The organism is Billgrantia saliphila (genome assembly GCF_002930105.1).
GTDB classification, from domain to species: domain Bacteria; phylum Pseudomonadota; class Gammaproteobacteria; order Pseudomonadales; family Halomonadaceae; genus Halomonas; species Halomonas saliphila.
On record NZ_PJRN01000023.1, the window covers coordinates 35,939 to 45,941 of the forward strand.

Below are 10,003 nucleotides of genomic sequence, written 5' to 3' on the forward strand. Positions count from 1 at the left end.
GATGCCCATGTTCGACCCCAACGATCCGCGCCGCAACGCCGCCTGGCAGGCCGCCCAGCAGTGGCGCTCCCGCGCCCGCCAGACCCCGGGCGGCCCTCTCGGCGGGCTGAAGCTGATCTTCACCTGGCTGCTGTTCGGCCTGCTGCTGATCGTCGGCACCCTGCTCGGCCTGTTCTTCCTGCTGGTCGGCTGGGCGATGCTGCCGTTCGTACGCCACCGCATGAAAAAGCGCCTCGAGCAGATGCGCGCCGAGCAGGCCCGCGATGCCGGCGGCGACTTCTCCTATCGCGAGGAGACGGCCTACCGTGACAGCCGTGGACATCGCGAGCACGAGCTGCTCGAAGGCGACTACGAAGTCCAGGACGACAAACGTCGGGATTAAGCAAAAAGACCCGCCGGGAGGCGGGTCGCAAGCATGTCATGCAGGGGATGCAGACAGTCGGCCGAAGCCGACCTCGATACGCTATCGTTTCGCTTCATCGGCGGCCAATAGGCTTTCACCATCGGGTCGATAAACCGACACTCGCGGTGGAAAAAACGACTTGTCTGCCATAAGTTGAAGCAGAACACTCACGCTCCGGAGACAACAATAATGCTTCGACTTCGGACGGCGCCTGCGTGCACGCGCCCTCTTGTCCTCGCGACACTGCTGCTCTCTCTGCCCTGGGCCGCCCAGGCCAACGATTACCCCACCGAAGCGCGTGTCGATTACGTGCTCGGCTGCATGGCATCAAACGGCAATAACTATCTGACCATGCAGAAATGCTCGTGCAGCATCGACGTGATTGCCGAGCATCTGCCCTACGAGAGCTACGAGCAGGTCGAGACTGTGCTGGGCATGCAGGATCAGCGCGGCGAGCTCGGCGTGCTGTTTCGCACCGAACGCGGCATGCAGGACCAGGTCGACGCCCTGAATCGGGCCCAGGCCGATGCCAACCTGCGTTGTTTCTGAGCGCTCATGCCGCCGCGCGCCGTAGCCCGCTCCGCCGTGCGCTGTCTCGCCGTCGGCCTGTGGCTGGCGTCGCTGATCGCCACGCCGACCCAGGCGGACACCGACGCCGAACGCGCCCAGGGTGAGCGCCTGTTCCGCGCCCAGTGCGTCGGATGTCACAGCATCGAGTCGGGCGTGCATCTGGCAGGCCCCAGCCTGCACGGCCTGGTGGGCCGCCCCGCGGGCAGCGTGCCGGACTTCGACTACTCACCGGCGCTGCGCGAGGCCGATCTGATATGGAACCGGGATACCCTCGACGCCTTCCTCGCCGGCCCCCAGGACTTTCTGCCCGGGACGCGCATGGTGCTGTGGGGACTCGATGAGCGAACGCGCGGGCGCATCATCGATTACCTCGTGAGCGAAAGCGCCGAGCACTGAACCGGGCAGCGTTCAACCGCCCTTGCGCGCCATCATGCCCCGCGACGGGTTATACCCCAGAATGGCCAGCGCCAGCAGCACCGCCGCCACCGTCACGCTGATCGTCACCGCCTCGGCATTGAAGCGCTCGTAGAGGGCGAAGCGGATCATTTCCACGGCATGGGTGAAGGGATTGAGCGCGGCGATTTGATAGACCAGGTAGCTGCCCTCGCGGATGCGCCACAGCGGATAGAGTGCCGAGGAGAGGAAGAACATCGGGAAGATCACGAAGTTCATCACCCCGGCAAAGTTCTCCAGCTGACGGATCAGGGACGAGAGCAGCAGCCCCAGGGCGCCGACCATGAAACCGGTCACCAGCAGCGCCGGCAGCAGGTAGAAATAGCCCAGCGCAGGCGCCTGGATGCCGTACACCCAGGCGATGGCCAGAAACACGTAGACCTGTACCACCGAGACCAGGGTGCTCGCCAGCAACTTGCAGACCAGCAGATACCAGCGCGGAAAGGGGCTTACCAGCAGCACCCGCATGCTGCCCATCTCGCGGTCGTAAACCATCGACAGCGAACTCTGCATGCCGTTGAACAGCTGGATCATGCCCACCAGCCCCGGCACGATGTAGACCTCGTAGAGAATGTAGGTCTGGTAGGGCTCGGTCATCGCCACGCCCAGCGCCATGCGAAACCCGGTGGCGAACACGAACAGCCACACCAGTGGGCGTACCAGCGCGGCCAGAAAGCGGCTGCGCTGATGCAGGAAGCGCAGCAGCTCGCGTCCCACCACGCCGCGAAGACAGTGCAGCCACGGCATCGGCCTCATGCGCGCTCCTCTCCCACCAGCCGGTCGAACGCCTCGCCCAGGCTGTCGACGCCGAGACGTTCGCCGAGCGCATCCGCCGGGCCATCGGCCAACAGCCGACCGCGGTGCAGCACCAGTACCCGATCGCCGGGGCGCACCTCGTCGATCAGGTGCGTCGCCCACAGCACCGCCACGCCCTCTTCGGCGCAGAGCTGGTGGGCGTGCTCGACCAGGTCGCGACGCGATGCGATGTCGAGCCCCACGGTGGGCTCGTCGAGCAGCAGCAGACGCGGCGTATGCATCAGGCCACGGGCGATCTCCACCCGCCGCCGCTGACCGCCGGAGAGGCGACGCACCCGCGTGCGGCGCTGCTCGGCGAGCCCGATCCGGACGAGCTGGGCCTCGGCGCGTGAATCCGCCTCGCGGCGGCTCATGCCGTGCAGGGCACCGTGGTAGGCCAGGTTCTGCGCCACGCTGAGATCGGGGTCGAGGGTCGGCTGCTGAAACACCACGCCGATGCGGGCATGCGCCTGCACCGCCTGGCGGCGCACATCGAAGCCGCCGATGCGGATCTCACCGCGTGGCGCATCGTGGAGGCGCGTGATCAGCGAAAAAAGCGTGGTCTTGCCCGCGCCATTGGGCCCGAGCAGGACGACGAACTCCCCCGCCGCGATGGCCAGGGAGAGCGCCTCGAGCACCGGCTTCGCGTCGTAGGCGAAGCTCAGTCCGTCGACCTCGAGGGCAGGCGCCGTTTCACCGGGCACCTCGCTCATGGCTCGACGATCACGCCCCAGGGAAAGCGTCCCACCGGGATCGAGCGCACCGCCCGCAGGCCGTCGATCTCGATCATGGTGACGTCGCCGCTGACCCCGTTGGTGGTGTAGAGGCGACTCTCGTCGGCGTTCAGCGCCAGGTGCCAGACTCGCTGGCCGACCAGGATGTAATCGAGCACCTCGTAGCTCTGCTGATCGATCACCGCCACCCGATTGGACGGCCCCAGCGCGACGAAGGCGTAGCGGCCGTCGGAGGTGAGCTCAACGCCCACCGCCTGCACGGTCTCCCGCGGCACGCCGGGCACGTCGAAACGAATGGTGTGCTTGATGTCGAAGGTCTCCTGCATGTCGAGGACCGACACCGTGCCGGCGATCTCCGCCGAGACCCAGGCCTCGCGGCCGTCATGGGTGAACTCGACGTGCCGCGGCCGCGCGCCCACCAGGCGATGGTGCACCGCCTCCATGGCCTCGAGATCAATGATGTGTGCCATGTTGGAGGTCTCGGTGGTCGAAATGAGCCAGCGCCCGTCGGGGCTGATACCGAGCCCCTCGGGCTCGACCCCCACCGGGATCTCGGTGACCAGGCTGCGGCGCTCGTAGTCGAGCACCGACACGATGTTGTCGTCCTCGTTGGAGACATAGACGTAGGGTCGGTTGGGGTCGACACGAATCACCTCGGGATCCTCCCCGGAGGACTGGCTACGCACCACCTTCAGCGTCTCCAGGTCGATCATGTCAATGGATTCATCGTCTCCCACTGCCACGAACAGCTCGCTACCATCGCTGCTGAAGGCCATCGCACGGGGGCGGCGTCCCACCCGGATGGTCTCGATCACCTCGAGGCTCGCGCCGTCGATCACCGAGACGGTATTGTCCTTCTCGTTGGAGACGAAGATGCGCTCCGCCTGAGCCGTCAGCGGCACGAGCGCCAGCCCTCCCAGGAACAGCCCCCCCATGACCGGCCCCAGCAGGCCCTGCGCGACTGTGCGAGTCGCCCCCCTGCGCGTCAGAAACGACATGACGATTCCCCCTCGTCGGCGCCGAGTGCATCGAGCGGCGTGCGTGGATGCAGATAGCCCTCCTGCGGCGACACCGAGGCCACCATGCGCGGCCCGGTGACCAGGATCGGCTGGCGCAGCTGGTGGTTCCACGTGCGGTAGCTGACCGGCAGGCCCAGGTAACCGGCGAGTTCGAACTCGTCGCCGAGCATGTAGTCGAGGATCGTATCGCGATCGACGGAGCCGGTACGCGCCGACGCCTCGCCCAGCGAGCGCACCGCCAGCCAGGCGCCGAAGTCGCGCGGTGTCATCCAGCGGTCGGCGAGTTCCTCGAAGCGTCGCTGCAACTGCACTGCGCCCCACGACTCGTGGGCTCGGTGCCAGGCGGTGGCGACCAGCCCCTGAGTGCCCACCACCGGGCGTGGCGCCCAGGTCTGGTAGGGGAAATATTCGCCGAAATAGTCGGTCTCGTCGGCGATTACCAGAACGTCATGCTCGGGCAGGTCCTGCACGAAGACCGGGATCTCTCGCTGGATGGCATGGAATCCGCCCTCGGCACGACGCGCCATGGGGTCGTGGGGCCACATCCTGTCGTCCACGATGCGGTGTCCGTAGCGCTCCGCCGCGGCACGCAGAACCTCGGCCAGGATGCGGTCCTCTTCGGTATTGCCGTACACCAGCACCCAGCGGTCCCACTGCTTGAAGGCGAGAAACTGGGCCAGGGCATCGGCCAGCATTCGCCGGCTCGGGGTGGTGTGATAAAGGTCGGGATGGCACGCCTCGCCGCGCAGTTCGTCGTCGGGCGCCCGGGCATTGAAGACCGCTCGGTCGCCGCGAGCGGGATGCGCCATCACCTCGGTCAGCGCCTCGGCGGGCAGACCGCTGACGATCCATTCGACTCCCTCGTCGACCAGCGCCTGCAGGGCCTCGCCGACGTCGCCGCCCTGAGCGACCTCGACCTCTTGCAACACGAATTCCTGGCCCAGGAACTGCGCCGTGGCGTTGTTATCGTTGATCCCCAGGCGAGCCCCCTGGAGCCCTTCGTCGTCGAGCACCGGGTCGAGCACCGAGAGCGGCTCGAGGTCGTCGTCACGCTGCATGCCGATGTAGCCGACGGACAGGGTCTCGACGGTATCGGCCGGCAGCAGCGCGGGCCACCCCAGACCGGCGGCGAGACCACCCACCGCCAGCCAGCGCAGCCCCCATGGCCAGGTCTTCATGCTTGCTCCTCAGGCAGCCTGCGCTGCCGCTGTCGCGCTCGTCGTTGTCGTTGTCGTTGTCTTTGGGTGTACCGCATGTCGGCTACGGCATTCCCTCCATGATCACCCGCACCATCCGTGCCAGGCGCTCCTCGAGCAGGTAGGGCTGGTCGCACATCGCCGGCAGCGCCTGCTGACGATGCTGGAAGGTGCGCTGCTCCCAGAAGAGGGCCTCGGAAAGGCGTTCGATCTCCGCCTCATCGGCCCCCTCCTCGGCGCGACGCGCCTCAAGCTCATCGACCATCGTCGAGATGGTGTCGAGGCGAGTCATCTGGGCGCGCGAGGCTTGGCGAATCCCCTCGATGGTGCGCCGGCGCTCGCGGTCGGTGAGTTCGAACAGCCCGGCGAAGAGCAGGGTAAGGCGCCGCTCGGCTTCCTCCTCGTCCACCGAGTCGACGAAATCGCGCACCCGTTCAAGGGCTTGCTCCTCGGAGGTCGAGCGTGCGGTGGCGAAGCGCGCGACACGGCCGACCTCCTCGTCCTCCCACCAGGCCTGCTCCAGCTCGTCCAACGGCGGCCCAGTCCACAGCGTGCCCCAGGCCAGCTCGGGGATCAGGCGCTGGACGCAGGGCCAGTCGGGCGGACCCGCGGCCGCGCGCTGGGCCTCGCCCCGTTCGACGCTGACCAAGGCCAGGCCGATGACGAGCCCCAGCGCCAAGGGACGCAGCGCCAGGCGATCAGTGCGACTCATGCCCCACCTCCCCCGGCCTGGGAATCGAGCAGCTGGCCATGACGATCGAGCAGCGGCACGCCGTACTCGGTGAGGATGGCATCGATCTCCTCCTGATGCCGCTCGATGAAGTCGTTGATCCAGTCCTTCCAGTGGGCCTCGCCATGACGAATGCCCATGGTGATGCGGTAGTCGAGCGTCGCGCCGGTGTCGTCGTCGACCAACGGCACGACCTTGAGCGGCGGGTCCTGGCGGGCGGCGTAGTAGCCGGCCAGCGGCCCCCACAGCACGGCGCCGTCCGTGTTGCCCGCAGCGACGTCCTCGATGGCGTCGCGCACCGGCGCTCGCACCCGAGTATCGACCATCAGCGGGTAGCCCTCGATGCGCGCCCCCGTGCGCCGCAGCGGTACGATCGGCGGCGTCTCGGCCACCACGCCGATGCGGCGCCCGGTCAGCGCCGCATCGCCGAGGCTCGCCACCTCGAGATCCGAGTCCTCGGGCACCACCAAGGCGTAGACCGAACGATAGTAGGGGTTGGTGTTCTGTACGAACCCGTAGCCGGCGGCGACGCCGATCATCACGTCGCAGACGCGCAGTTCCAGGGTGTTGCGCACGAAGCCCATCACCTGAGGCGCCCAGACGTAGGTCAGCGGAACCCCCATCTCGTCGGCCATCAACTCGGCGATGCGATTCTCGAATCCTTCACCGGCCCGATTGCTGAAGGGCATGTTGTTGCCATCGGCACAGACCCGCAGGGCCTCGCGTTCCAGGCGTTCGGGAGGGTTGGCGATGGCGACGGCGGCTGCCCCCAGGGCCATGGCCAGGGTGACCGCGTTCAAGCTCAGACGACAGGCGGCTCTCATGGCTCCTCCGCACCGGGGATGGATATCGCAGACGCGCCGCTCAGGCGCCATCCGCAGATTCTGCAGCGGCTTCGTTGTCCTCCTCGATATCCTCCGTCGTTTCTTGCATCGATTCGATGATCTTGGGGCGACCGCGCCCCAGGCCGCCCTCGCCACGCGCGCGCAGATAGCTGTAGATATTGGGGATATTGCCCATTACATAGGGATCGTCGGCGAAGGAGGGCATTACCTGGCCGGGTTGAACTTCGCGACCCGTGGCGATGGTGCCGGCGAAATCGGCCCAGCCGAGTCGCTCGGCGCCCCGCACGAGGTTGGGCGCGAAGGAGGAACCCAATCCGTCGGGACCATGACAGGCCATGCAGACCCGGGTATAGACCAGATAGCCTTGGTAGGTGGCGGGGTCGACCTTGCCGTCCTCGACGACGAAGGCGCCGGGCGCCTCACCGGTAGTGCGTTGCTCGTCATCGGTAGCGCGTTGCTCGTCGGCCAGGCCGGCCGGAGGCAATCCCAGCATCAGCAGGGCGACGACGAATACGGGGAGGGTAGAGCGACAAGCACGTGCGAATACCGTCATGCAGGACTTCCTTCTACAGCTTCAGCCGCGTCGGGACTGACGCCGCCGGAAGACAGGACGGAGCGGGTACGGCACCGCCGTACCCGCCCGATGATGAACCGGTTCAATCCGGTAGAGCGAACACCGTCAGCACGCCCCCGAGCTTGGTGTAATCCCCCAGCGCTGAGAACGCACTCACCGCACCCAACCCGTCCTCGGGGTTTTCCAGGCCCGCCGCCAGACCGATGCCGGCCCAGCCGCCGACGCCCGAGAGCACCGCCAGGTACTGCTTGCCCTCGTGCATGAAGGTGTTGACGTTACCGATGATTCCGGAGGGGGTCTTGAAGCGCCACAGCTCCTCGCCGGTCTCGATGTCGACCGCCTTCACGTGGCCCTCGAGGGTGCCGTAGAAGGCCAGGTCGCCGGCGGTGGCCAGCGCCCCGCTCCATACCGCGAAGCGCTCGTCGATTTTCCACACGGTCTCGCCGGCTACCGGATCCCAGGCGATGAAGCTGCCCATGCGCCCTTCCATGTCGCCTTCCTGCGTGGGCGCCGGCATCATGGTCAGGGTGGCGCCGACGTAGGGCTGGCCTGCCACGTACTCGGTTTCGAAGGGCTCGTAGTTCATGCAGATCCGGTTGATACCGGCATATATCAGCCCGGTACGCGGTGAGTAGGCGGTCGGCTGCATGTTCTTGGCGCCCATGGCGGTGGGACAGATGTCGGTGGTATTGACGTCTACCCCCTGCCGGTAGGTGCTGTACTGCTCGTTGACGTTGGGACGACCGGTCTCCATGTCGTAGTCATCGGCCCAGTTGGTCTCGGGAGCGAACTTCTCGGCCACCAGCAGCTCACCGGTTTCGCGATCGAGCAGGAAGCCGAAGCCGGTACGGTCGATGATCGCCAGGCCCTTGCGCTGCTCGCCCTCGTATTCGATGTCGATCAACTGGTTCTCGTTGACCCCGTCGTAGTCCCACTCGTCGAAGGGCACCTTCTGGTAGACCCACTTGACCTCGCCGTTGTTGGGATCGCGCGCGAATACGGTGATGGCCCACTTATTGTCGACCGGCTCGCCATCCTTGGTGCGCTGCTCGGGGTTCCAGGTGCCGGGGTTGCCGGTGCCGTAGTAGATCAGGTCGAGCTCGGGATCGTAGGTGACCCAGCCCCAGGGGGCGCCGCCGCCCCGTTCCCACTCGCCCTCGGGCCAGGTGGAGACGCCGAGGTCGGCCTCGCCGATCGGTTCGCCCAGCATGGTGGTGGTCTCAGGATCGATCAGCACTTCGTCGTCGGGGCCGGTGGAGTAGCCGCGCCACACCTGCTCGCCGGTCTCGACATCGTAGGCGGTCATATGACCGCGGATGCCGTACTCGCCGCCGCTGATGCCGATCAAGACCTTGTCGTGCACCACCAGCGGCGACATGGTATTGGTCTCGCCGACGGTATGATCACCATTGCTGACCTCCCACAGCAGCTCGCCCGATTCGGCGTCCAGGGCGATCAGGGTATTGTCGGCCTGACCCAGGAAGAGACGGCCATCGGCATAGGCCAGCCCGCGGTTGACCGTGTCACAGCACATCACCGGAATGACGCGCGAATCCTGGTCCGGTTCGTAGCTCCAGACCACGCGCCCCTCGTCCTCGAGATCGAGCGCAAAGACCTTGTTGGGGAAGGGGGTGTGTATGTAAAGACGCCCGTCACCAACGTAGAGGGGGCCGCCCTCATGTCCGCGCAGCACGCCGGTGGAGAACTGCCAGACCGATCGCAACTCACCCACGTTGTCGCGATTGACCTGATCCAGTTCGCTGAAACGATTGCCTTGATAGTTGCCCAGCTGAGTGGCCCAGAATTCGGGGTTCTGCTGGAGTTCGAGCTGGTTATCGTTGGCGTAAGCTACCGATGCGGCCATCAGCCCGGCGGCCGTAAGGGCATACCCGATCTCCCGAAGCATGGCGTTATTCTCCGTCTCACTGAAGGTGTGCCTGGGGAATCGGGCACATCTTGTGTAGTTGTGTTTCAGGTATTGACAAGGAAGGTCTAGCACATCTTTGGAGGTCGGCAGGCCGTGGAGGAGAGATTTGGTCACTTATGGGGAGTCAAAAGACTTTTGCTACGTGGCAATAATGTTTCCGATCCGTTTCCAAGCCGCGTCATAGGCGGGTTCTTGGCACCATGACCGCATCGAACGACGCTTCTACGACTTAGGTAGATAGGGTACGGTCGCCGTTAGCTGCTTAACTGAAAGGGCAACGCCGCAATCCACCAACGTGGAGGAACTCCTATGTGGACCAAGCCTGCCTATACCGACCTGCGCCTGGGTTTCGAAGTGACGCTGTATATTTCCAACCGCTGAACCCACCCGGCAAGACGCACGACCCGACAGGCTGACGCTCGCACAGAGCGCCAGCCTGTCACTTTTTGGGCTACCGTTTTTTCTGGAGGAATGTTGCCGGTAGGCAACTCTGTTGTGTCGCCACGTCACAATCGTTTCGCCTCCGCTCACCTAGACTGGAGTAGCGTCGCCCAATCCGGCCGCGACCACGGCCGCCATGCCAACAACAAGGGAGTTCGCCATGAAATCGCGCGCCGCCGTTGCCTGGGAAGCGGGCAAGCCGCTCGAGCTCACCGAGATCGACGTCGAGCCGCCCAAGGCGGGCGAGGTGCTGGTGCAGATCAAGGCCACCAGCGTCTGCCATACCGACGCCTATACCCTCTCTGGCGCCGACCCG

12 protein-coding genes and 1 pseudogene are annotated in these 10,003 nt (G+C 65.8%); 5 read left to right on the forward strand and 8 right to left on the reverse strand.

The window, feature by feature from the left end; genetic code table 11:
- Nucleotide 1: 1 nt before the first annotated feature.
- The 3 genes from CYJ07_RS18475 to CYJ07_RS18485 all read left to right on the forward strand — a co-directional run bounded on the left by CYJ07_RS18475 (nucleotide 2) and on the right by CYJ07_RS18485 (nucleotide 1,369).
- Nucleotides 2-382, forward strand: coding sequence for a hypothetical protein (locus CYJ07_RS18475; RefSeq protein ID WP_104205189.1), 381 nt, complete (start codon nucleotides 2-4; stop codon nucleotides 380-382).
- Between the two features lie 210 nt (nucleotides 383-592).
- Entirely contained in the window at nucleotides 593-952 is a 360-nt protein-coding gene (locus CYJ07_RS18480) for a hypothetical protein (protein WP_104205190.1), read from the forward strand.
- Nucleotides 953-958: 6 nt separating this feature from the next.
- On the forward strand, nucleotides 959-1,369 hold the full coding sequence (locus CYJ07_RS18485) for a c-type cytochrome (protein ID WP_104205191.1): 411 nt from the start codon (nucleotides 959-961) through the stop codon (nucleotides 1,367-1,369).
- 12 nt (nucleotides 1,370-1,381) lie between these two features.
- On the opposite strand, the gene CYJ07_RS18490 is transcribed toward CYJ07_RS18485, so the two are convergent.
- From CYJ07_RS18490 to CYJ07_RS18525, 8 genes are all read right to left on the reverse strand, one after another.
- Entirely contained in the window at nucleotides 1,382-2,182 is an 801-nt protein-coding gene (locus tag CYJ07_RS18490) for an ABC transporter permease (protein ID WP_104205192.1), read from the reverse strand.
- Nucleotides 2,179-2,934 (reverse strand): ABC transporter ATP-binding protein, encoded by a 756-nt coding sequence (locus CYJ07_RS18495; protein ID WP_104205193.1) that lies wholly within the window; start codon nucleotides 2,932-2,934, stop codon nucleotides 2,179-2,181. The genes CYJ07_RS18490 and CYJ07_RS18495 overlap by 4 nt, the downstream gene beginning before the upstream one ends.
- On the reverse strand, nucleotides 2,931-3,953 hold the full coding sequence (locus CYJ07_RS18500) for a PQQ-dependent catabolism-associated beta-propeller protein (protein WP_104205194.1): 1,023 nt from the start codon (nucleotides 3,951-3,953) through the stop codon (nucleotides 2,931-2,933). The genes CYJ07_RS18495 and CYJ07_RS18500 overlap by 4 nt, the downstream gene beginning before the upstream one ends.
- Nucleotides 3,941-5,152, reverse strand: a complete 1,212-nt coding sequence (locus CYJ07_RS18505; RefSeq protein WP_104205195.1) for an ABC transporter substrate-binding protein — start codon at nucleotides 5,150-5,152, stop codon at nucleotides 3,941-3,943. Before CYJ07_RS18505 ends, CYJ07_RS18500 begins: the two co-directional genes overlap by 13 nt.
- An 82-nt stretch (nucleotides 5,153-5,234) precedes the next feature.
- Entirely contained in the window at nucleotides 5,235-5,882 is a 648-nt protein-coding gene (locus CYJ07_RS18510) for a hypothetical protein (protein WP_104205196.1), read from the reverse strand.
- Nucleotides 5,879-6,724, reverse strand: a complete 846-nt coding sequence (locus CYJ07_RS18515) for a substrate-binding domain-containing protein (RefSeq protein ID WP_197038428.1) — start codon at nucleotides 6,722-6,724, stop codon at nucleotides 5,879-5,881. Before CYJ07_RS18515 ends, CYJ07_RS18510 begins: the two co-directional genes overlap by 4 nt.
- A 40-nt stretch (nucleotides 6,725-6,764) precedes the next feature.
- Nucleotides 6,765-7,298, reverse strand: a complete 534-nt coding sequence (locus CYJ07_RS18520) for a c-type cytochrome (RefSeq protein ID WP_104205197.1) — start codon at nucleotides 7,296-7,298, stop codon at nucleotides 6,765-6,767.
- A gap of 103 nt (nucleotides 7,299-7,401) precedes the next feature.
- A complete protein-coding gene (locus CYJ07_RS18525) occupies nucleotides 7,402-9,225 on the reverse strand; it encodes a methanol/ethanol family PQQ-dependent dehydrogenase (protein ID WP_104205198.1) in 1,824 nt (607 codons plus the stop codon).
- Nucleotides 9,226-9,555: 330 nt separating this feature from the next.
- On the opposite strand from CYJ07_RS18525, the gene pqqA reads away from it, so the two are divergent.
- Nucleotides 9,556-9,627, forward strand: a complete 72-nt coding sequence (pqqA, locus tag CYJ07_RS18530) for a pyrroloquinoline quinone precursor peptide PqqA (RefSeq protein WP_081786101.1) — start codon at nucleotides 9,556-9,558, stop codon at nucleotides 9,625-9,627.
- Between the two features lie 220 nt (nucleotides 9,628-9,847).
- Nucleotides 9,848-10,003 (forward strand): annotated as a pseudogene (locus CYJ07_RS18535) (S-(hydroxymethyl)glutathione dehydrogenase); the annotation flags it as partial.

Coding starts and splice junctions, on each gene's coding strand:
- CYJ07_RS18525 (WP_104205198.1), bottom strand. CDS start 9,225: ATGCTTCGGGAGATCGGGTATGCCCTTACGGCCGCCGGGCTGATGGCC.
- CYJ07_RS18505 (WP_104205195.1), bottom strand. CDS start 5,152: ATGAAGACCTGGCCATGGGGGCTGCGCTGGCTGGCGGTGGGTGGTCTC.
- CYJ07_RS18490 (WP_104205192.1), bottom strand. CDS start 2,182: ATGAGGCCGATGCCGTGGCTGCACTGTCTTCGCGGCGTGGTGGGACGC.
- CYJ07_RS18495 (WP_104205193.1), bottom strand. CDS start 2,934: ATGAGCGAGGTGCCCGGTGAAACGGCGCCTGCCCTCGAGGTCGACGGA.
- CYJ07_RS18480 (WP_104205190.1), top strand. CDS start 593: ATGCTTCGACTTCGGACGGCGCCTGCGTGCACGCGCCCTCTTGTCCTC.
- CYJ07_RS18475 (WP_104205189.1), top strand. CDS start 2: ATGCCCATGTTCGACCCCAACGATCCGCGCCGCAACGCCGCCTGGCAG.
- CYJ07_RS18500 (WP_104205194.1), bottom strand. CDS start 3,953: ATGTCGTTTCTGACGCGCAGGGGGGCGACTCGCACAGTCGCGCAGGGC.
- CYJ07_RS18515 (WP_197038428.1), bottom strand. CDS start 6,724: ATGAGAGCCGCCTGTCGTCTGAGCTTGAACGCGGTCACCCTGGCCATG.
- CYJ07_RS18510 (WP_104205196.1), bottom strand. CDS start 5,882: ATGAGTCGCACTGATCGCCTGGCGCTGCGTCCCTTGGCGCTGGGGCTC.
- CYJ07_RS18485 (WP_104205191.1), top strand. CDS start 959: ATGCCGCCGCGCGCCGTAGCCCGCTCCGCCGTGCGCTGTCTCGCCGTC.
- CYJ07_RS18520 (WP_104205197.1), bottom strand. CDS start 7,298: ATGACGGTATTCGCACGTGCTTGTCGCTCTACCCTCCCCGTATTCGTC.